The following is a 22,380-nucleotide window of genomic DNA, read 5'->3' as shown; positions in this document are numbered from 1 at the left end:
GGTGCCATCGTTAATGATTAATGTGATGACGCTATGCCACTCTCTCGTCTAATCGTTAAGCAGTTTAGAAATATTGAAGCCTGTGACATTCAACCGTCATCAGGCTTTAACTTTCTTATAGGGCCTAACGGAAGCGGTAAAACCAGTGTTCTTGAAGCGGTATATCTGCTCGGCCACGGTCGCTCATTTAAGAGTTCCCTAACGGGACGTATCATACAAAATGAGTGTAGCGAACTGTTTGTGCACGGCCGTTTTATGACCTCGGATCAATTTGAGCTGCCAATTGGCATTAATAAGCAGCGCGATGGCACAACAGAGGTTAAAATAAGCGGTCAAACTGGGCAAAAACTCGCGCAGTTAGCGCAAGTCTTACCTTTGCAGTTGATTCACCCTGAAGGGTTTGATTTACTGACAGATGGACCTAAGCATCGCCGCGCATTCATTGATTGGGGAGTCTTCCACAGTGAGTCGGGTTTCTATGATGCATGGGGCAGGGTTAAGCGCCTCAATAAGCAGCGAAACGCCTTATTGAAAACGGCAACCCACTATCGAGAGCTGAGCTACTGGGACCAAGAACTGGCCCGTTTAGCGGAAAGCATCAGTGAGTGGCGTGCCACCTACGTTGATCAGCTTAAAGAAGTCGCCGAAGAGATCTGTGCGACCTTCCTACCTGAGTTTGAGATAAAGATTAACTACTATCGCGGCTGGGACAAAGACACCCCATACGCCGAGATATTAGAGAAGAATTTTGAAAGGGATCAGCAGCTTGGTTACACCTTTAGTGGGCCAAACAAAGCGGATCTGAAGATAAAAGTGAACGGCACTCCAGTGGAAGATGTCTTGTCACGAGGTCAATTGAAGTTGATGGTGTGTGCGTTGCGAGTAGCACAAGGGCAACACCTCACTCAAATGACAGGTAAGCAGTGCATCTATTTAATAGATGACTTCGCTTCCGAATTAGATAGCCAACGCCGCGCACGTCTTGCTGAGTGTTTAAAGGCGACCGAGGCTCAAGTTTTTGTAAGCTCTATTACCGCTGATCAGATTGCAGATATGCATGATGAAAATAGCAGGATGTTTCATGTGGAACATGGCAAAATAGAGCAAGGATAATTAGTCAGAGAGTAACTATGTCAGATAATTACGATTCATCGAGTATTAAGGTACTGAAGGGTCTGGATGCGGTTCGTAAGCGTCCTGGAATGTACATTGGCGACACGGATGATGGTACCGGTCTGCACCACATGGTCTTCGAGGTAGTAGATAACTCTATTGATGAAGCGCTTGCTGGTCACTGTAATGACATCATTGTTACTATCCATGAAGACAATTCAGTATCGGTACGCGATGACGGCCGTGGTATTCCAACTGAAATTCACCCAGAAGAGAACGTGTCTGCTGCTGAAGTAATCATGACGGTTCTTCACGCTGGTGGTAAGTTCGATGATAACTCATACAAGGTATCAGGTGGCTTGCACGGTGTAGGTGTTTCAGTAGTAAACGCACTGTCTAAGCAGGTTACTCTTACTATCCACCGCGGTGGTAAAATCCATACTCAAACGTACCACCATGGTGAGCCTCAAGCGCCACTAGCTGTGATTGGTGATACGGACCAAACGGGTACAGAAATCCGTTTCTGGCCAAGTGAAGAGACATTCTCAAATGTACTTTTCCACTACGATATTCTAGCTAAACGTCTACGTGAACTGTCGTTCCTAAACTCAGGCGTTTCTATCAAGCTGATTGATGAGCGTGAAGAAGATAAATCGGATCACTTCATGTTTGAAGGTGGTATTCAGGCGTTCGTTGATCACCTAAACACCAACAAAACCCCGATCATCCAAAAAATCTTCCACTTCGACCACGAACGTGAAGACGGCATTACTGTTGAAGTAGCAATGCAATGGAACGATGGTTACCAAGAGAACATCTACTGTTTCACAAACAACATTCCTCAACGTGATGGTGGTACTCACCTTGCTGGTTTCCGTGCTGCGCTGACGCGTACTCTGAACAGCTTCATGGATAAGGAAGGCTTCTCTAAGAAAGCGAAGACAGCAACATCAGGTGATGATGCTCGTGAAGGCCTAACTGCGGTTATCTCGGTAAAAGTGCCAGATCCTAAGTTCTCTAGCCAAACTAAAGACAAGCTGGTTTCTTCTGAAGTGAAATCTGCCGTTGAACAAGCGATGGGTGAAAAACTGTCTGAGTTCCTTATCGAGAACCCAACAGAAGCGAAAACCGTTTGTACTAAAATTATCGATGCAGCACGAGCTCGTGATGCAGCGCGTAAAGCACGTGAAATGACGCGTCGTAAAGGTGCTTTAGACCTAGCTGGCCTACCAGGCAAGCTTGCAGACTGTCAGGAAAAAGACCCTGCACTGTCTGAACTATACATAGTGGAGGGTGACTCGGCAGGCGGCTCCGCAAAACAAGGCCGTAACCGTAAGAATCAAGCGATTCTTCCACTAAAAGGTAAGATCCTAAACGTAGAGAAAGCACGTTTCGACAAGATGCTTTCTTCACAAGAAGTAGCAACGCTGATCACAGCTCTTGGCTGTGGTATTGGCCGCGACGAATACAACCCAGATAAGCTGCGTTACCACAACATCATCATCATGACCGATGCCGATGTCGATGGTTCGCACATTCGTACGCTACTATTGACCTTCTTCTACCGTCAAATGCCAGAGCTTATTGAGCGTGGTTACATCTACATCGCTCAGCCACCGCTTTACAAAGTGAAGAAAGGTAAGCAAGAGCAGTACATCAAAGATGAAGATGCAATGAACCAATACCAAGTGGCATTGGCTCTAGACAACGCAGCGCTACACGTAAACCCTGATGCACCAGCATTGGCAGGTGAAGCACTAGAGAAGCTAGTTCAGCAATACAACTCTGGTATCAAGCTGGTGGAGCGTATGAGCCGCCGTTACCCACATGCTCTAATGCATGAAATGATCTACATGCCTCGTCTAACTGCAGAGCAGTGTCATGATGAGTCAGCAGTAGAAGCATGGGGCAAGCAGCTAGTAGAACAACTGAACGCGAAAGAGGTTGGTGCAAGCCAGTACTCTCTAGAAGTTGAGAAGCATGAAGAGCTAGGTCTAAGCCTACCTAAGATTGTGGTTCGTACTCACGGCGTGACACACGAACATGCATTAAGCGTTGAACTGTTCAACTCGAAAGAGTACGGCAAGCTAGCAAGTCTAGCAGAAGCGTTAGATGGCCTGATCGAAGAAGGCGCTTACATCAAGCGTGGTGAGCGTACTCAAGCAGTATCAAGCTTCGTTGAAGCGCTGAACTGGTTGATTAAAGAGTCTCGTCGTGGTCTAAGCCTACAACGATACAAAGGTCTAGGTGAGATGAACCCAGATCAGCTTTGGGAAACCACAATGGACCCAGAGACACGTCGTATGATGCAAGTAACGATCGAAGATGCAGTCGGCGCAGACCAGCTGTTCACCACGCTAATGGGTGACCAAGTTGAGCCTCGTCGTAACTTCATTGAAGAGAACGCATTGAAGGTTGCTAACTTGGATGTGTAGATTGTCCTAAAAAACAATCTGAAAATTTTAAAAGACTGCCAGAAATGGCGGTCTTTTTTATTGCCGATATTTTAATTATCTTTCAATAAGTTGGCTCGTCATCCTCAAGAGAGAGGAACGACCGAGTTGGGGATCTCTAGAAGCGCGTAGAAAAATTTTTAGCTCGATCCCTTGAAACTATTTTGCTCAATCCACATATCTATTTGTGAAGAGGATGACTGTCTTGCTCATAAGAGAAGAAACAGAACCTTCATTACCGCTGACGAAGTATCGCTCAACAGAGGATAACTTTAGCAGCACACAACTTAAAAATTGATTCACTGTCATGTCCCAGTGTTGTCGCCAGCAGAGGTGAAACCCGAGGAATGCGAATTGAATCTCTTAGCTGTTTACTTGGTCTCATACACAGGTTCGATCTAAGTAAAATTCGCAGCTAAGACTATTGCTTACTAAAAGGATAGCATTATGAGAACTGTAGATTTCACTCCACTTTACCGCAACGCAATCGGCTTCGATCGTCTATTCAACATGATGGAAGCGAACACATCGAAGAATACTTCTGGCGGTTACCCTCCATACAACATCGAGCAAAAAGACGAGAACAACTACCGTATCACTATGGCTGTTGCTGGTTTTGCTGATGACCAATTAGATCTGACTCAGAAAGAGAACATGCTAATTGTTAAAGGTGAGCGTAAACCTGAAGCAGAAAAAACCTATGTGTACCAAGGTATCGCAGAGCGTGATTTCGAGCGTAAATTCCAACTTGCAGATTACGTAAAAGTAGTAGGAGCAAGCATGGAAAATGGTCTTCTTCACATCGACCTAGAACGCGAAATCCCAGAAGCGATGCAACCACGTAAGATTGCTATTAATGGGAATAGCCTACTAGAAGGCTAATTGCTGTTAGCTCCTCAGAGCTAAAAATTATCGGGAAGTAAAAGTGAAAGAGCACCTCATGAGGTGCTCTTTTTGTTTATCCTTCTAACGTCATTCCATAGAGGGAGGAACGACCGAGTAGGGAATCTCTATTTGCTTTCGCTGTAAGCCTTTTTCACTTCTTCAGCAATGATCGCAATACCTTTTTGCATTGCTTCATCGTCTTGTACGTAGTTCATACGTAAGCACTGATGAGCATGATCCCACTCATCTTCTTGGCCGATAAAGAAGTATTCACCCGGAACAATCAGCACGCCACGAGCTTTTAATCTGTCGTACAGTTCCATGGTTGTGATTGGCAGTTCATCAAACCATAGCCACAAGAAGATAGCGCCTTCAGGTTTGTGAATACGGAAACGTGGGTCATCAATCGCTTCTTGTAGCAGTTCGACAGCGCGCAAAGACTTCTCTTTATAGAAAGGTTTAATCACTTCGCTGCTTAAACGCAATAGATCACCTTTTTCAATCATGTGATTGGCAATCGCTGGCCCAACACTGTTTGGCGCTAAGCTTATGATGCCATTCATGTTGGTTAGTGCTTGAGTGACTTCTTCGCTCGCAATCACGATACCGCAGCGCACTCCTGGCAAACCAAGCTTAGAAAGGCTCATGCACAGAATCGTGTTTTCATTCCAGAATGGTTCGACATCTTCAAAGATGATGTTTGGAAATGGTAGGCCGTAAGCGTTGTCGATCAGCAGTGGGATGTTGTTCTCACGCGCGAGTTTATCCAACTTACGTACTTCTTCGTCGGTCAGTACGTTACCCGTCGGGTTGGTTGGGCGAGACGCACAGATAGCCGCGACTGAGTCATCAACCTTAAGTTGTTCAAAATCGACATGGTATTTGAACTGGCGGTTTTCTAGCAGTTCGATCTCTGGGTGGTAAGAGATAAAGATATCGTCATCAATCCCCGCATCGCCGTAGCCGATGTATTCCGGTGCGATTGGCAGTAGGATTTTCTTATGTGAGCCATCTGGCTGTTGGCCTGCTAGCAGGTTGAAAAGGTAAAAGAAGCCACTTTGACTGCCGTTAGTTAGGCTGATGTTCTTTTCGCTGATGTCCCAGCCATAGGTCTCTTTTAGCATTGCAGCGAGAGACTTAATAAAGCTGTCTTTGCCCTGCGGGCCATCGTAGTTGGCGAGGGCGGCGATGAGTTCTCCACTGGCGAGCATATCTGCACTGGCTTGGTTAAAGTAATCGAGCATGGCTGGGATAGCAGCTGGGTTGCCACCACCAAGCATGATTGCGCCAGGAGTGCGCAGGCCATCATTCAAATCATCCATTAAACGAGTGATTCCAGAGTAACGATTAAACTTTTCACCAAACTTAGAGAACTGCATTACTTATTTTACCTAATTCATTGTGATTGCTTGTTATGTGTCATTAAGGCAGACCTTATGTCTGCCATCAGTGTAATCCTTGAACATACCGCAATGTTTTTGCGACGCATAGCGCCAAATGCTCTAACACGTAAAAAACTTCTATAAAGTTTGGCTAATGAGTAACTGCTTGCTTATTGCACTGGTTTTTGCGATCAAAAAGGAGAAGCTTCGGCTTCTCCTTGAGTTTCTACTGTTTTATGCCTACGAACGCTTTATTTCGAACCGGTATACACAACCAACACCTTGTCATCTTGGTATTGACGTTCGAAGGCGTAATATCCCTTGCTGTTGCGGATGATGTGCTTACCTTGCGCGACAGCAGGGTGGCGTTGGCGGAATTGTCCGAGTGCTTGCCAGTGCTTTAACAACTCGGCACGCTCTCCGGTGATTTGCTCCCAAGGCATGTCTGAGCGAGTGCCTTGCATTGGGTCTGATCCTGTTGGTCCAAAGTCACGGGCTATTTCATCTCCGTAATAGATCTGCACTGCACCCGGAGCCAGCATTAACGCATTCGCGGCTTTGGTTTGTTTGGCAAAGTCATTGCCGTGCTGCGTCCAGAATAGTGAGGTGTCGTGAGAGGATAAGTAACTCAACACGTTGAACTCGCTGTCACTGTTGATCTTCTCTGCATAGCGAAGGTAGTCAGCATCGAGATCGGATAGGCATTTAAGCGCTTTAGGGGCGATATCGCTCTGGAATTCAAAGTTGATGATCGAATCAAATCCGTTAGCGAAGTAATCTGACTTCACCACGCTGTGTGCCCATACTTCGCCGGTCATCCAGAAGGGTAGGTCATCTAGAGCTTTGTCTGGGTTGTTCTGTTTCCATTCAGCCAGTGCTTGGTTAGTGCTCTTTTTCAGTTCTGCCCACGCTTCCAGTTCAACGTGCTTGGCGGTATCGACTCTAAAGCCATCCACGCCGTATTCACGTACCCAGTCTGAAAGCCAAGTGATGAGGTGGTCACGAGGTGTTTTGAGTTCATCAGTCGCGCTGGTGGATTTGTTGCGATAGAAATTCGGTAGTCCTGTTGTTTCTTTCGATTCTGTTTTGAAATCAGGCAAGTGCGCTAATGACATGGTCAGATTGTTGTAACCTGGAGAGTCGTAAGCACCGATATCGCTGCGTAGCCAGGCTTTGCCCCACCATTTTTCCCACGCCTCTTTGTCGCCGTAAGAGATGTAGTTGTTGAAGTAGTGCCAGTTCTGACCTTTAGCAGGTTGCCAATCTGTCCAGTTCTCACCCAGCGTTTTTGTTGCTTCTTCATCACTCAGGTTGAGCTTACCAAAGTCGAACTCCTGCATATCGGCAAGGGTAGCGTAGCCTGTGTGGTTCATGACTATGTCCCAGATGACACGAATACCTTTGCTGTGCGCGGTATCGATGAAGGTTTTTAGCTCGTCTTCGGTACCCATGTTTTTATCAAGTTTGGTCCAATCTTGATGGTAGTAACCATGGTAGCCATAGTGTTTGAAATCACCACGGTCACCACCGCCAACCCAACCATGTATCTGCTCTAAAGGAGATGTAATCCAGATAGCATTAGCACCCAGTGATTCAATGTAGTCGAGTTTTTCGGTTAAGCCTGCTAGGTCACCGCCGTGGAAGGTGCCGATTTTATTTTGTCCATCTTGGCTACGGCCGTAACTACTGTCGTTGTCAGGGTTGCCGTTGTGGAAACGGTCTGTCATCACGAAGTAAACCGTGGCGTTATCCCAACTAAAATCTGCTTTGGTTTCAGGCTCTACCTTTTCTAGCAACAAAACACCTTGGCTATTTTCTGCTGGCTGCATGGTGACACTGCCGTTAGTGACTGTTGTTTGTATTCCGGAAAGGGCATCTCTGATCAAGGTGCCATCGTCAAAGGTTTGAGCAACATTGATGGTCGTCGGTGCGCCACTAGGTACTGGGCAGGCAAAGCTTTGGAGTTGTTGCTGTTTTGGCTTTATTTGAACCGTTAACTCATTAGTTTGCGGGTTGAGAGTAAACTGGTAGGTATTCGCGCGAAAGACCTTAATGGCGAGCTCAGATTTCTCGGCGCAATCGTCTAGGCGAAGGGGCTTATTGAATTTGATGCGACTCTCTTCCGCCAGTGCATAGTTGGTGCCACAGGTGTTTTTACTGTCGCTGATGGAGAAGGTATAGCTACCTTTAGCGAGTTCCTGTTCTGCGATCACAGTGCCTTTGCCTGTTGATTTGAATACCGCGGTGTCGTTATCAATCGTCAGTAATAGGCTGTTGTCGCTGGTTTGACTGCATGCGCTGAGAGCAAGCATTGAAAGTGCGAGTACTGTTTTTTTCATTGTTCCCTTCCCCTGAATAAACAGGTCAGTTATAGCAAACAATGCCCTCTACAGTCTGAGTGCTGATTCATTCAGTTAATCAATAACACCTCTACAAACAAATGCTTGGTTCACAAAAACAAAAAGGGAAGCTTTCGCTTCCCTTTGGGTATTTACCTTTCGTTGCTCAGAGCATCGCTTTGAACAGCTTCCTCACTTGCACTTATTTTTGCAGTAGAGAGATATCAGCAATCTGTAGGAACAGGTTACGTAGGTTATTCAGTAGCGTTAGACGGTTCTTCTTAAGCGCTTCGTCATCAGCCATAACCATTACGTTATCGAAGAACGCATCAACAGGCTCACGTAGAGCTGCTAGCTTGCTTAGGGCTTCTTGGTAGTTACCTGTAGCGAATGCTGGCTCTAGTGCTTCTGTCATTACGGCAACGTTTTCAGCCAGTGCTTTCTCTGCATCTTCTTGAAGAAGGGCTAGATCGATATCAGCTGCTAGCTCACCATCGAATTTCGCAAGGATGTTACCTACACGTTTGTTCGCTGCTGCTAGTGCTTCTGCCGCTTCTAGTTCACGGAAGTGAGAAACCGCTTTAACACGTTGGTCAAAGTCAGCTGGCTTAGTTGGACGGTTAGCTAGTACTGCCTGGATGATATCCACGCTGAAGCCAGCATCTTGGTACCATGCACGGAAACGACCTAGCATGAAGTCGATAACGTCAGCTTCTACGTTGTCGTTGGTTAACTTGTCGCCTAGTAGTTCTTTCGCTTTTGCGATCAGATCCGTTAGGTCTAGGTTGTAGCCGTTTTCAACGATAATACGTAGCACACCTAGTGATGCACGACGTAGAGCGAATGGGTCAGAACCTTTTGGAGCTTGGCCAATACCGAAGATACCTACGATAGTGTCTAGCTTGTCTGCCATTGCTACTGCAGAAGAAATACCAGTGCTTGGTAGGTCATCACCCGCGAAACGAGGCATGTACTGCTCGTAAAGTGCTAGTGCAACCTGCTCGTCTTCGCCATCGTGAGTCGCGTAGTGCATGCCCATTACACCTTGAGTATCCGTGAATTCGAATACCATAGAGGTCATTAGGTCACATTTAGCCAGTAGGCCTGCACGCTTAGACTTCTCAACGTCAGCATCGATTTGCTCAGCGATGTAGCCAGCAAGCTCTGTGATGCGGTCTGTTTTGTCTTTGATAGTACCAAGTTGCTTTTGGAAGATAGCTTGGTCTAGTTCTGGAAGACGGTCGATCAGAGGACGCTTACGGTCTGTGTTGAAGAAGAACTCTGCATCAGCAAGACGTGGACGTACCACTTTCTCGTTACCTTCGATAACGTGGCGAGGCTCTTTAGACTCGATGTTCGATACGAAGATAAAGTTAGGAAGTAGCTTCTTGTTTTCATCGTAAACAGGGAAGTATTTTTGGTCACCTTTCATGGTGTAAACCAAGGCTTCAGAAGGCACCTTTAGGAACTCTTCTTCAAACTTCGCTGTTAGTACTACTGGCCATTCAACCAGAGACGTTACTTCTTCTACTAGATCATCTTCTAGCTCAGTGATACCACCGACAGCAGCACCTGCTTTTTCAGCATCAGCAAGGATGATTGCTTTACGCGCTTCGTAATCTGCCATTACTTTACCGCGCTCTTCTAGGATCGCTGGGTATTGCTCTGCAGAATCGATAGTGAACTCTTGCTCACCCATGAAGCGGTGACCACGGATAGTGCGGCCAGATGCTACGCCTAGGATCTCACCTTCGATAAGGTCAGCGCCCATCAGCATAGTCAGTGTTTTAACCGGACGGATGAACTGAGTCGTCTTGTTACCCCAGCGCATCGGCTTAGCGATAGGCAGGTTACCTAGTGCTTTAGCCGCTAGATCAACAACGATTTCAGACGTTGCTTGGCCTTTTACTTCTTGTTTGAAAAGAAGCCATTCGCCTTTGTCTGTTACTAGACGGTCAGCTTGTTCAACCGTGATGCCGTTACCACGAGCCCAACCTTGAGCCGCTTTTGTTGCGTTGCCGTCAGCATCGAATGCGACAGAAACTGCTGGGCCACGTTTTTCAACAACTTTGTCTTCTTGGCCTTCAGCCAGTGCTGCTACTTTAAGAGCAAGACGACGAGGTGCTGCGTACCATTTCACGCCTTCGTGCGCTAGGTTTGCGCCTTTTAGCTCAGCTTCGAAGTTTGCCGCGAATGCTTCTGCTAGAGTGCGAAGTTGCGTTGGTGGTAGCTCTTCAGTACCCAGTTCAATTAGAAAATTCTTCGCCATGATTATTTGTCCTTCTTACACATTGGGAAGCCAAGCGCTTCACGTGACGCGTAGTACGCCTCAGCAACTGATTTAGTCAGGTTGCGGATACGAAGGATGTAACGTTGACGCTCTGTTACAGAGATTGCTTTGCGCGCATCAAGGATGTTGAATGCGTGACCTGCTTTTAGAATACGCTCGTAAGCTGGAAGCGGAAGTGGCTTCTCAAGCTCAAGTAGCTCTTTACACTCTTTCTCGCACTGATCGAAGAAAGTGAATAGGAAATCTACATCTGCGTGTTCGAAGTTGTATGTTGATTGCTCAACTTCGTTTTGGTGGAAGATGTCACCGTAAGTCACGTTAGAACCGTCTGGTGCTACGTTCCATACTAGGTCGTAAACAGAATCTACTTCCTGGATGTACATTGCTAGACGCTCGATACCGTAAGTGATCTCGCCAGTTACTGGCTTACACTCAAGGCCGCCAACCTGTTGGAAGTAAGTAAACTGAGTTACTTCCATGCCGTTTAGCCATACTTCCCAACCAAGGCCCCATGCGCCTAGTGTTGGGTTTTCCCAGTTATCTTCAACGAAGCGAATATCGTGAACAAGTGGGTCAACACCAAGAACCTCTAGTGAGCCTAGGTACAACTCTTGGATATTGTCTGGCGATGGTTTTAGCGCTACTTGGAATTGGTAGTAGTGCTGCAGACGGTTAGGGTTTTCACCGTAACGGCCATCGGTCGGACGACGAGAAGGTTGAACGTAAGCTGTAGACATTGGCTCTGGGCCAAGTGCTCGTAGACATGTCATTGGGTGAGAGGTGCCTGCACCTACTTCCATATCTAGAGGTTGAACAATGGTACAACCGTTTTGAGCCCAGTAATCCTGCAGCGCGAGGATCATTCCCTGGAAGGTTTTGATATCGTATTTTTGCATAGTCAGGTTCGCGCGATTCTTTTAAATGAATGAGAAAAATAACCTCTGAGTATACCGAGATATTCGTAAAGCGAGTAGGGGTAATCTTGTTTAATTAGTGGTCTAAAATGTCGTTTAATGGATTTTTTTGCCTTTAATGTTTGTTTTTCGGTGCAAGTAGATATTTTGATAAGTTTGACACTTGTTTTTGACTACGTGGGTGATTAGAATCTCGCGGTCTTTGGGGAGTAGCTTACTTGTTCATATCCTAGTGAATGAGTTCGTTCGTCAACATAATTGATGCAAAATCATCATGGCGTTCGAGGCAACCACCACCTTGGTGGCGCTTAGCAAGACCTTAGACAAGCATCGTGAACCGGGATGGGGCGCGAGGTTTGTCTTTGGTTAAATATAATAATCTCCATCCCAAATGAGCATGTCGTGAGCGTTTTAGCAATTTCAATTACAACTGTCGCCTTAGCCGAGATCGGTGATAAGACCCAGTTGCTATCCCTTTTATTAGCCAGTCGATATCGAAAACCGATACCTATCATTGCAGCCATCTTCTTTGCCACCATAGCCAATCATGCTCTTGCAGCATGGCTCGGTGTGGTCGTCGCCGATTACTTATCGCCAGAAGTTTTAAAATGGGTGCTGGTGGTCAGCTTTATTGCAATGGCGGGCTGGATTCTGATTCCCGATAAGCTCGATGATGACGAACAGATCTCAAACCGTGGTCCTTTTGTTGCCAGCTTCATTGCGTTTTTTATCGCTGAAATTGGTGATAAGACTCAGATTGCGACTTCTATTCTAGGGGCACAATACGCCGATGCTTTGGCGTGGGTGATTCTGGGTACAACCATAGGCATGTTGCTGGCGAACGTACCTGTGGTGATCATTGGTAAGCTGTCGGCAGATAAGATGCCTCTCGATCTGATTCGTAAGATCACAGCCCTGTTATTTGTTGGTTTGGCTATCGCTGCTGCGTTTTACTCATGAGTGTTTTGAGTCTTATTATACTCAACCAGTGGAGTAATGTGTTGTAGGTCATACTCTTACAGAATTGTGGGTTTTATCGAGCGAATGGACATATAACTGTCATACTTGTCATGATATTTTAATCTTGTGAGTTTAGAACACGAGGGCATGATTATGTTGACGCGTTATATGGGTATTACTCCACAAAGCCAAAGCTATCTATTTACCTTTGGTCTTGCTCTTACACTATTAGGCATGGTGCTGACGGACATGTGGCTACCAATGGTCGCCGGCGCTATGATCATGACTGGACTTGCAGTTGAGGCTTGGATTCGAGTCGCACATATTATTCCGATGCGTAAAGACATTCGAGCGTTACAACAACAGCTTGATTATCTGCAAACCAAGTCTAGAGATGAATAAACAAAAAGCCGCTGGTACTCTGAGTTCTGCTTGAGAACATAAGGTACCAGCGGCTTTTTTTGATGTTTGATTCTCGGTGGGGCGTTAAGCCTCCAATCCCTTTTTGATCAAATACAGGTATGGCAGCGTTTCTGTCTCTTGGCCTACCAACTGGTGATCCATGAATCGACAAAAGCTCGGGATATCTCGAGTGGTCGACGGATCGTCAGCTTTTACCAGTAACACATCGCCATCCTGCATGTTTCTAATTGTCTTCCTGACCATCATTACTGGCTCTGGGCAACGCAGGCCTTCAGCTTCTAAAGTATGGGTTGCCAGTTCAGGTTTGAATGTCATGGTTTGTATCTCTATATCTATCTAACGTGTGAATAATACGTCTGCAGAAAAAATATGCAATAAGTGCTTGGCAAACAGAATCATTTCCTATAACTTAGTTAACAAGTTGATAACAACTTGAAACAAAGGCAACTAGCTAAGGAGTGGCGATGTTGACAGGATTAGATAGATTAACAATTTATTCGGTTCTCTGTTTTATTTCTTTTTGTGCGTTAGTTTTACGCTCATCGACAGAGACCTCACTGATGCCTATTTTTGGCATAGTAGCAACGATTATTGGTATTTGGGTTGAGATGCGCCGTTGGCAGAGTGTAGCCGAAGAGCAAGAGCACTAACCTAAGTACAGCAAACAAATTCCGATACGACATTCCGACACTATCCCCAAATTTTCTTGGGCTTCCCCGCGTAATTGCGGGATTTTTTTTATCTAAAGCATGCTATAAACAAGTTAGTGAACAATGATCATTGTATTCAGCTAGGTAAGTGGCGTGGAATTAGAAGACATCTATCGTAGAGACCTTAATTTATTGGTCGCTTTAAAGGTATTGATTGAAGAGGGTAGCGTTAGCCAGGCCGCGCTTCGTCTTAACTTGAGTCAGTCGGCAACCAGCCGAGTACTCGGGCGCTTAAGAGACCTGCTCAACGATCCTCTGTTTACTCGTCAGGGCCAACACCTTATTCCGACCAAAAAAGCGCTCGAGATCAGCCAGCGAATTGATCAGCCTTTGGAATCATTCCGTCAACTCCTTAGCCCTAGTGATTTCGACCCTTACTATTGCAGTGAACGCTTTCTAATTGCGACCACTGATTATGCGATGCAAACCATTTTGCCGTATGCACTGCCGAAGATTTATGAGCAAGCACCGAATATCTCTTTAGAATTCGCCCCGCTGCAGCATGAGCATTTGTTTAAGCAGCTTAGTACCGAGCGCGTCGATATGGCGATTTGCCGACCAAGTGGCAGTGTTGTACCACTTCATCAAGAGGTCCTTGGCCCTGTGGGGGTGTCGTGCTTACTCTCTAAAAATCACCCCTTGGCAGACAACTCGTTGAGCCTTGAAGATTATGTCTCTTTGCCTCATGCGATGATTGCGATCAGTGATGGGGTAAAGGCTTTATTGGACAACGCTTTAGCCAATCAACAACCTAGAAAAATGGTACTGCGTGCTTATCATCTTGAAGCGGCATTGGCGATTGTCGATAGAATGCCGTTAGTGATTACGGTACCTGCTGATTTGGCATACTTGGTTGCAGAGCGTTATGACTTAGTCGTTAAGCCGCTGCCATTCGAGTTTATGCCATTTGATTACTCGTTGATTTGGCATTCACGCTGCGACTCTTCTGCCTCACAGCAATGGTTGAGAAGAGTGGTCAAAGAAGAGTGTGGTGAGTTAATTCAAAAGCGAATTGCTGATGTCGGCTTAGGTTAGACTCAATAGTAGGTAGCAAATAGCAAAAAGGGCTGATCATGATCAGCCCTTTTGTTTTATTGCGTGTTGTCTTTAGAGTGCGAGCGATTACAGCTTGATAACTACACGGCCTGTGATTTGACCGTTAGTGATGTCTTCTGCCGCTTGAATCGCGTCATCTAGAGATACTTCTTTTGTCGCGCTGTTGTAGAAAGACTCAGGTAGCAATTCAGCCAGTTGTTCCCACGCCTTAATGCGTTTTTCACGAGGGCACATAACAGAATCAACACCTTGCAGGCGAACGTTACGTAGAATGAATGGCATTACCGTCGTTGGTAAGTCAAAGCCACCCGCGAGACCACAGATTGCAACCGCACCGTTGTAATCAATTTGTGCCAATACTTTCGCAAGTACTTTGCTGCCTACAGTGTCGATAGCACCAGCCCACATTTGTTTCTCAAGTGGTTTCGCTGGCTCTTCTAGTTCAGCACGCTCAACAATGCGAGTCGCACCTAGTGATTTTAATAGCTCACCATTTTCTGAAGCTCGACCTGTTACTGCTGCTACTTTGTAACCTAGCTGGTTTAGTAGAGTGATAGACACGCTACCTACACCACCACTTGCGCCAGTCACTAGGATTTCACCGTCTTCAGGTTTGATGCCTGCATCAACAATTGCTTGAACACAAAGCATTGCTGTGAAGCCTGCTGTACCAATCGCCATTACTTTCTTAGCGTCTAAGCCTTTAGGCATTGGTACTAACCAGTCACCGTTTAGGCTTGCTTTCTCAGCCATGCCACCCCAGTGACCTTCACCAACACCCCAACCAGTTAGAACCACTTCGTCGCCTGCTTTGTAGCGAGGGTCATCAGATTGTGAAACCACACCAGAAAGGTCAATACCAGGAACCATAGGGAAGTTGCGAACAATGCGCCCTTTACCTGTAATCGCCAAACCATCTTTGTAGTTCAAAGAAGAGTAGCTTACATCGATCTTCACGTTACCTTCTGGTAATTGAGACTCTTCAATTTGAGAAACTGATGCGATAGTTTTTTTGTCTTCTTGGTTTAGTACAAGTGCTTTAAACATGATCTGCTCCATGGGAGAAATATTAGGAAACTGAAGTAACTTTAGTTGAATCATTGGAGAAAAAATAATGAAACATCAACATTGAATCTATGCGTTTTATGCATAGATATCGTTGGCTACTTTCCTCCTGATTCGGTTTGCTGAACGAACCTACCGTTTTCTGATAGCTGGAAATAAAAAGTGCAGCTATATAAATATAGCTGCACATAAGATTATCCGACAAATATTACCGTCGATAAGTGCTATGGGCGTTCAAATACCGTTGCAATACCTTGGCCTAAACCAATACACATGGTTGCTAATCCATATTTCACGTCTTGCGCTTCCATTAGGTTGATTAGCGTTGTAGAGATACGAGAACCTGAACAGCCTAGTGGGTGGCCGAGTGCAATTGCACCGCCATTAAGGTTCACTTTTTCGTCAACCACATCCAGTAGACCTAGGTCTTTAGCACAAGGTAGAGATTGCGCCGCGAACGCTTCATTCAGCTCAATCACACCCATGTCTTCAATTGTTAAACCTGCACGCTTCAGCGCTTTTTGAGTTGCAGGTACTGGGCCGTAACCCATGATTGAAGGATCGCAGCCTGCGATAGCCATAGACTTAACGCGAGCACGAATCTTAAGACCCAGTGCGTTAGCTTTCTCTTCACTCATGATAAGCATTGCCGATGCTCCATCAGACAGAGCTGATGAAGTACCTGCAGTTACTGTACCGTTGGCAGGGTCAAATACAGGGCGCAGCTGAGATAGGCCTTCAACCGTGGTTTCTGGGCGAATCACTTCATCGTAATCTAGAGTAAACAGTGAACCGTCAGCAGCGTGACCTTCTGTCGGTAGAATTTCGTTTTTAAAACGACCTTCAACCGTTGCTGCTTGTGCACGAGCGTGTGAACGTGCAGCGAATGCATCTTGGTCTTCACGGCTAATGCCATGCAGCTTACCAAGCATTTCAGCGGTTAGGCCCATCATACCTGCAGCTTTTGCTACGTTCTTTGACATGCCAGGGTGGAAATCAACACCGTGTGTCATTGGTACGTGGCCCATGTGTTCCACACCACCGATTAGGCAAATTTCCGCATCACCAACCATGATTGAGCGAGTTGCATCATGCAGAGCTTGCATAGATGAACCACACAAACGGTTAACTGTGACGGCACCAATCTCAATTGGTAAACCAGCCAGTAGCGCAGCGTTACGTGCAACGTTGAAGCCTTGCTCTAATGTTTGCTGTACACAGCCCCAGTAGATATCTTCGATCTCTGAAGGGTTAACTTCTGGATTACGCTCTAAAATACCCTTCATTAAATGTGCAGACAGATCTTCAGCGCGAGTGTGACGGTAAGCTCCACCTTTGGAACGTCCCATTGGGGTGCGAAGGCAATCAACAACAACTACATTATTCATTTTGCTATTCCTTTTCCAAATGTGGGTTACAGAGAACTTGCTTGTTGAGCGTCGTAAAAGCTTTCGCCTTTCGCAGCCATATCAAGCAATAGTTGAGGAACTTGGTACATTGCACCTAAGTCTTGGTAGCCCTTCGCCATTTCTACGAAGTTACCAATACCCACACTGTCTAAGTAACGGAATACGCCGCCTCGGAATGGAGGGAAGCCTAAACCGTAAACCAGTGCCATATCCGCTTCTTGCGGTGTCGCGATGATGCCTTCTTCTAAACAAAGAACGACTTCGTTGATCATTGGAATCATCACACGTTGGATAATTGTTTGGTCATCAAAATCTTGTGGTGCTTGGCATACGTCAGCCAAGATAGGAAGAATGTCTTCAGAGAAGGTCTTCTTCGGGCGACCACGCTTGTCTACGCTGTATGTGTAGAAACCGCTACCGTTTTTCTGACCGTATTTTTCAGCAACGTAAAGTGCATCAATCGCATCACGACCTTCTTTGCCCATACGCTCTGGGAAACCTTGCGCCATCACAGCTTGTGCGTGGTGTGCTGTGTCCAGGCCTACAACGTCTAGTAGGTAAGCAGGACCCATTGGCCAACCGAACTTACGCTCCATGACTTTATCGATCTTAGTGAAATCAGCGCCGTCACGTAGCAACATGCTGAAACCGCCAAAGTAAGGGAAAAGTACACGGTTAACGAAGAAGCCTGGGCAATCATTTACAACGATAGGGGATTTGCCCATCTTCGCTGCGTAAGCCACAACGCGATTAATCGTTTCTTCTGAAGTGTGCTCGCCACGGATGATCTCAACCAAAGGCATGCGGTGCACTGGGTTAAAGAAGTGCATACCACAGAAGTTTTCTGGGCGTTTCAGAGATTTCGCTAGCAGGTTGATAGGAATCGTAGAAGTATTTGAGGTCAGTACAGTGTCTTCACCGACTAGGCCTTCCACTTCGCTCAGTACCGCTGCTTTTACTTTTGGATTCTCCACCACGGCTTCTACGACAACGTCTGATTGCTCAACACCAGCGTAATGCAAGCTTGGAGTAATCGAAGACAGGATACCTGCCATCTTGAAGCCATCTAGGCGACCGCGAGATAGGCGCTTATTCAATAGCTTAGACGCTTCGTTCATACCAAGGTCAAGCGATGCTTGTGCGATGTCTTTCATCATCACTGGCACGCCTTTCAACGCAGATTGGTAAGCAATGCCGCCACCCATGATGCCTGCACCTAGTACAGCAGCACGTTGAGTGTCTTTGGTTGCTGACTTACCTGCTTTTTTAGCAAGACCTTTGATGTATTGGTCATTTAGGAACAGACCAACTAGTGCTTTGGCTTCTTCAGATTTCGCTAGCTTGATGAAGTGTTTACGTTCGATATCGAGTGCAGCATCACGATCGCTTCGTGCCGCTTCTTCAATAGCAATTACTGAAGTAATCGGAGCTGGGTAGTGAGGGCCAGCTTTTTGAGCAACGAGGCCTTTCGCCATGGTAAAGCTCATCATCGCTTCGAGTTTGCTTAGCGATAATGCTGATGTTTTCTGTTTGCGGCGTAATTGCCAGTCTAGTTTTTCATTAGCAGCCAGAGAAACGGTATTGATTGCCGACTCTAGCAGTTGGTCTGTTTCTACAATCGCGTCTAACAAGCCAATTTTTAGTGCTTCATCAGCTCGGCATGCTTTGCCTTGAGTGATGATTTCCATTGCACTGTCAGCACCAATAACGCGAGGCAGGCGCACACAACCACCAAAGCCAGGCATGATGCCAAGTTTGGTTTCAGGTAAGCCAATGCTGGTAGTCTTGTCACCGATACGGAAGTCAGTTGCCAATACACATTCACAACCGCCGCCTAGGGCATGGCCGCGCATCATTGAAAGAGTTGGAACAGGAAGGTCTTCTAGCTTGCTGAAGATGGAGTTTGCAAATCTTAACCATTCATCAAGTTCTGATTCTGGCTTAGCAAATAGACCAAGAAATTCAGTGATGTCTGCGCCTACAATGAACGCGTCTTTGTTTGAAGTTAAGATTAAACCACGTAGTCCTGCGTGAGCTTTAAGAGCGTCTAACGCTTTGTCTAGTGATTCTAAAGTAGCAAGGTCGAGTTTGTTTACAGAGGCTGGAGCGCAGAAGCTTAATTCTGCAATGCCATCTTGTAATTCCTTTACCTGTAGGGTGTTAGCTTGGTAAATCATTGTCTATCTCCATGACATACAATCCACGATTGTTTGAGAGAATCTTGTTGTCTTTCTATTATTGTAGAATACCTGGTAAGACCAGTTATCTTAGTCTGTACCTCTGTAAGATGAATTTCAATACATTTTTTAAACAATTGTTTAACATTGTGCGATAGCACAGATCCTCTAACCCTTATTATTCACGCGTGATACACTTCGCCGCTCTTATTAATTAAGTTAACGATATGAATGAACAGCCTTATTTAATACCGTCAGCTCCAGCTTTGTTTGAAGAAGAGATCAAGAAGAGCATCTTTATTACCCACCTTGCGCATACTCCAAGTGTAGGAGCCGCGAAGCAGTTCGTAGAGCAGGTAAAAAAAGAGCACGCTTCAGCGCGACATAATTGTTGGGGCTTTGTTGCTGGTCGACCTGAAGACTCAATGCTTTGGGGCTTTAGTGATGATGGAGAACCCTCCGGTACCGCGGGTAAGCCTATCTTGGCGCAATTGTCTGGATCTGGTGTGGGTGAATTAACGGCTGTCGTCACGCGTTACTCTGGTGGAATTAAGCTTGGAACTGGTGGTTTGGTTAAAGCTTATGGTGGCGGAGTGCAACAAGCTCTCAAGCTGCTTCAAACTATCGAGAAAAAAATAACCACAAAATTACGGCTAGAGTTAGACTATGGCTTTGTGCCAATCGCACAATCCATCATGGCTCAGCATCAGGCTGTTGAGGTCCAAGCGGATTATGGTGTGCAAGTTGAGCTTATTATTGAGATAGAGCTCCTGCAGGTAGATGCGTTTACCCAAACCATGATCAATAAAAGCGGTGCTAAGGCACTGGTAACGAAAGTCAAAGACAACTAGGAAGTGTGAAGCATTTCGCTTCGTTCAATAGCTCATGCAATTTCGCTCAATTATTCGAATCGTCGGATTATTATTAGCACTTTTTAGTGTATCAATGCTCGCACCTGCGTTAGTCGCTCTGATCTATCGAGATGGTGCGGGTGTGCCATTTGTAACGACTTTCTTTGTTCTGTTATTTTGTGGTGCGACGTGTTGGTTTCCAAACCGACGTTATAAGCATGAGTTAAAAGCGCGCGATGGCTTTTTGATTGTGGTTCTGTTTTGGACGGTAATCGGTAGTGCGGGTGCGTTGCCGTTTTTGATCGCTGATAACCCCAATGTTTCGGTAACCGATGCCTTCTTCGAATCCTTTTCTGCACTAACCACTACCGGTGCGACGGTGATTGTCGGCCTTGATGATTTACCTAAGGCGATCTTGTTTTATCGCCAGTTCCTGCAATGGTTCGGTGGTATGGGTATCATCGTATTGGCGGTAGCCATTCTTCCTGTTCTGGGTATCGGTGGTATGCAGTTGTACCGAGCTGAGATTCCAGGCCCGGTAAAAGACAGCAAAATGACTCCGCGTATCGCTGAAACGGCAAAAGCGCTGTGGTACATCTATCTCAGCCTAACCATTGCTTGTGCGGTGGCGTTTTGGCTAGCCGGTATGAGCTTCTTTGATGCAATCAGTCATAGCTTTTCTACTATTGCTATTGGTGGCTTCTCCACTCACGATGCAAGCATGGGCTATTTCAACAGCCCGGCTATTAACATGATTACCGTGGTGTTCCTGCTTATATCTGCATGTAATTACTCTCTTCATTTTGCTGCATTTGCTTCGGGTGGTGTGCATCCTAAGTATTATTGGAAAGATCCTGAGTTCCGCGCCTTTATCTTTATTCAGGCAGTACTGTTCTTGGTTTGTTTCTTATTACTGCTCAATCACCACTCTTATGATTCGTACTATGATGCTTTCGACCAAGCCTTGTTCCAAACCGTGTCTATCTCTACGACCGCGGGTTTTACAACGACGGGTTTCTCAGAGTGGCCATTGTTCTTACCCGTACTGCTTTTGTTCTCTTCTTTTATAGGGGGATGTGCAGGTTCTACGGGTGGTGGTATGAAAGTGATTCGAATCTTACTACTTACTCTGCAAGGTGCTCGTGAAATGAAGCGTCTTGTTCACCCACGGGCTGTCTATACCATCAAGGTTGGCGGTTCTGCACTACCACAACGTGTTGTAGATGCGGTCTGGGGCTTCTTCTCTGCATACGCATTAGTGTTTGTGGTTTGTATGCTGGCTCTTATTGCAACTGGTATGGACGAGTTGAGTGCTTTCTCTGCGGTAGCGGCGACATTAAATAACCTTGGCCCGGGCCTTGGTGAAGTCGCGGTGCACTTTGGCGATGTGAACGACAAAGCAAAATGGGTACTTATCGTATCTATGCTGTTTGGCCGATTAGAAATCTTCACCTTATTAATCTTATTGACCCCTACGTTTTGGCGTAGCTAAGGACAACATTGTGGCAAAAGCGTTATTTTTGTATTCAAGCCGTGAAGGGCAGACCAAGAAAATCTTGAACTATATAAAAGAAGAAATGAGTGAGTTCGAATGTGAGCTTCAAGATCTGCACACTATTGGCAAGGTGGACTTTGCTCAGTACGACAGAGTGCTGATTGGCGCATCGATTCGTTATGGCCACCTTAATAAGAAGCTATATCAATTTATTGATGCCAACCTTACTCAGTTGCAATCAAGCAAGGTTGCGTTCTTCTGCGTGAACTTAACGGCGCGTAAAGAAGACCAAGGCAAAGATACACCAGAAGGCAGTGCTTATATTAAGAAGTTCCTTATCAAGTCTCCATGGCAGCCGACTTTAATCGGTGTATTTGCAGGTGCCCTCTATTACCCACGCTATAACTGGTTCGATAGAACCATGATCCGCTTTATTATGAATATGACAGGTGGTGAAACGGATACAACGAAGGAAGTTGAGTACACAAACTGGGAAAAAGTCTCTTTGTTCACTGAAAAACTGAAGAATATGTAAGAGAAAAGCCTACTTTTGAGGCGTTTTGAGTTCTTTTTAATCGAACGAATAAAAAAACGAAAAAAACTTAAAAAAGGGCTTGCCAGTGTGATCGAAATCTCTATAATGCCACCTCGCTGACACGGGATGGCTTCTTATGAAACCTGAACGAACCAGCAAGCCAAATTAGCCAAGCCAAGCGCTTGAAAAAAGTTTTGAAAATAGTGGTTGACACTAAAGCTTAAATCGCTAAAATGGCCGTCCGATTTGAGCGAAGCTCAAAAAGGAAAAGCTCTTTAACAATTTAAACCTATCAATCTGTGTGGGCACTCGTTGATGAATAT

General features: G+C 45.8%; 18 protein-coding genes. 10 read left to right on the top strand and 8 right to left on the bottom strand.

The window, feature by feature from the left end:
* Window positions 1–33: 33 nt before the first annotated feature.
* The 3 genes from recF (at window position 34) to F0232_RS21455 (ending at window position 4,448) form a co-directional block, all read left to right on the top strand.
* Window positions 34–1,113, top strand: a complete 1,080-nt coding sequence (gene recF / locus F0232_RS21465) for a DNA replication/repair protein RecF (protein WP_061033946.1) — start codon at window positions 34–36, stop codon at window positions 1,111–1,113.
* 17 nt (window positions 1,114–1,130) lie between these two features.
* Window positions 1,131–3,548 (top strand): DNA topoisomerase (ATP-hydrolyzing) subunit B, encoded by a 2,418-nt coding sequence (gene gyrB, locus F0232_RS21460; RefSeq protein WP_061033945.1) that lies wholly within the window; start codon window positions 1,131–1,133, stop codon window positions 3,546–3,548.
* 465 nt (window positions 3,549–4,013) lie between these two features.
* A complete protein-coding gene (locus F0232_RS21455) occupies window positions 4,014–4,448 on the top strand; it encodes an Hsp20 family protein (RefSeq protein WP_004739258.1) in 435 nt (144 codons plus the stop codon).
* Window positions 4,449–4,576: 128 nt separating this feature from the next.
* Here F0232_RS21455 and F0232_RS21450 read toward each other — a convergent pair whose 3' ends face one another.
* From F0232_RS21450 to glyQ, 4 genes are all read right to left on the bottom strand, one after another.
* A complete protein-coding gene (locus F0232_RS21450; protein WP_061033943.1) occupies window positions 4,577–5,830 on the bottom strand; it encodes a valine--pyruvate transaminase in 1,254 nt (417 codons plus the stop codon).
* 254 nt (window positions 5,831–6,084) lie between these two features.
* Window positions 6,085–8,172, bottom strand: coding sequence for an alpha-amylase (locus F0232_RS21445; RefSeq protein ID WP_105057707.1), 2,088 nt, complete (start codon window positions 8,170–8,172; stop codon window positions 6,085–6,087).
* Between the two features lie 202 nt (window positions 8,173–8,374).
* Window positions 8,375–10,441, bottom strand: a complete 2,067-nt coding sequence (gene glyS / locus F0232_RS21440) for a glycine--tRNA ligase subunit beta (protein ID WP_105057708.1) — start codon at window positions 10,439–10,441, stop codon at window positions 8,375–8,377.
* A gap of 2 nt (window positions 10,442–10,443) precedes the next feature.
* Window positions 10,444–11,358: a glycine--tRNA ligase subunit alpha gene (gene glyQ, locus F0232_RS21435; protein ID WP_017632669.1), complete on the bottom strand. Its 915-nt coding sequence runs from the start codon at window positions 11,356–11,358 to the stop codon at window positions 10,444–10,446.
* A 420-nt stretch (window positions 11,359–11,778) separates the two neighbouring features.
* Between glyQ and F0232_RS21430 the strand changes: the two genes are divergently transcribed.
* Both F0232_RS21430 and F0232_RS21425 read left to right on the top strand, forming a co-directional pair.
* Window positions 11,779–12,336: a TMEM165/GDT1 family protein gene (locus F0232_RS21430; RefSeq protein WP_004739245.1), complete on the top strand. Its 558-nt coding sequence runs from the start codon at window positions 11,779–11,781 to the stop codon at window positions 12,334–12,336.
* Window positions 12,337–12,483: 147 nt separating this feature from the next.
* Window positions 12,484–12,738 carry a hypothetical protein gene (locus tag F0232_RS21425; protein ID WP_008223224.1) on the top strand — a complete coding sequence of 85 codons (255 nt, stop codon included), beginning with the start codon at window positions 12,484–12,486 and terminating at the stop codon, window positions 12,736–12,738.
* A gap of 84 nt (window positions 12,739–12,822) precedes the next feature.
* Here F0232_RS21425 and tusA read toward each other — a convergent pair whose 3' ends face one another.
* Complete coding sequence (gene tusA, locus F0232_RS21420) at window positions 12,823–13,074, bottom strand: sulfurtransferase TusA (RefSeq protein ID WP_105057709.1); 252 nt, start codon at window positions 13,072–13,074, stop codon at window positions 12,823–12,825.
* 149 nt (window positions 13,075–13,223) lie between these two features.
* On the opposite strand from tusA, the gene F0232_RS21415 reads away from it, so the two are divergent.
* Window positions 13,224–13,409, top strand: coding sequence for a hypothetical protein (locus tag F0232_RS21415; RefSeq protein WP_105057710.1), 186 nt, complete (start codon window positions 13,224–13,226; stop codon window positions 13,407–13,409).
* 153 nt (window positions 13,410–13,562) lie between these two features.
* Complete coding sequence (locus F0232_RS21410) at window positions 13,563–14,504, top strand: LysR family transcriptional regulator (protein ID WP_105057711.1); 942 nt, start codon at window positions 13,563–13,565, stop codon at window positions 14,502–14,504.
* Window positions 14,505–14,591: 87 nt separating this feature from the next.
* On the opposite strand, the gene F0232_RS21405 is transcribed toward F0232_RS21410, so the two are convergent.
* The 3 genes from F0232_RS21405 to fadB all read right to left on the bottom strand — a co-directional run bounded on the left by F0232_RS21405 (window position 14,592) and on the right by fadB (window position 19,176).
* Complete coding sequence (locus tag F0232_RS21405) at window positions 14,592–15,572, bottom strand: MDR family oxidoreductase (protein WP_061033939.1); 981 nt, start codon at window positions 15,570–15,572, stop codon at window positions 14,592–14,594.
* Between the two features lie 242 nt (window positions 15,573–15,814).
* The gene (fadA, locus tag F0232_RS21400) at window positions 15,815–16,978 is read right to left on the bottom strand and encodes an acetyl-CoA C-acyltransferase FadA (protein WP_061033938.1); all 1,164 of its coding nucleotides are present in this window, start codon (window positions 16,976–16,978) and stop codon (window positions 15,815–15,817) included.
* 26 nt (window positions 16,979–17,004) lie between these two features.
* The gene (gene fadB, locus F0232_RS21395) at window positions 17,005–19,176 is read right to left on the bottom strand and encodes a fatty acid oxidation complex subunit alpha FadB (protein WP_105057712.1); all 2,172 of its coding nucleotides are present in this window, start codon (window positions 19,174–19,176) and stop codon (window positions 17,005–17,007) included.
* 227 nt (window positions 19,177–19,403) lie between these two features.
* On the opposite strand from fadB, the gene F0232_RS21390 reads away from it, so the two are divergent.
* The 3 genes from F0232_RS21390 to hemG are packed head-to-tail and all read left to right on the top strand — an operon-like array spanning window position 19,404 to window position 22,057.
* On the top strand, window positions 19,404–20,027 hold the full coding sequence (locus F0232_RS21390; RefSeq protein ID WP_061033936.1) for a YigZ family protein: 624 nt from the start codon (window positions 19,404–19,406) through the stop codon (window positions 20,025–20,027).
* A 34-nt stretch (window positions 20,028–20,061) separates the two neighbouring features.
* The gene (locus F0232_RS21385) at window positions 20,062–21,519 is read left to right on the top strand and encodes a TrkH family potassium uptake protein (RefSeq protein ID WP_008223210.1); all 1,458 of its coding nucleotides are present in this window, start codon (window positions 20,062–20,064) and stop codon (window positions 21,517–21,519) included.
* A gap of 10 nt (window positions 21,520–21,529) precedes the next feature.
* Entirely contained in the window at window positions 21,530–22,057 is a 528-nt protein-coding gene (gene hemG / locus F0232_RS21380) for a menaquinone-dependent protoporphyrinogen IX dehydrogenase (protein WP_061033935.1), read from the top strand.
* The last annotated feature ends 323 nt before the right edge of the window (window positions 22,058–22,380 follow it).

This window comes from Vibrio sp. T3Y01 (genome assembly GCF_013114525.1).
GTDB classification, from domain to species: domain Bacteria; phylum Pseudomonadota; class Gammaproteobacteria; order Enterobacterales; family Vibrionaceae; genus Vibrio; species Vibrio chagasii_B.
This window is presented reverse-complemented; position numbering and strand designations above follow the sequence as displayed.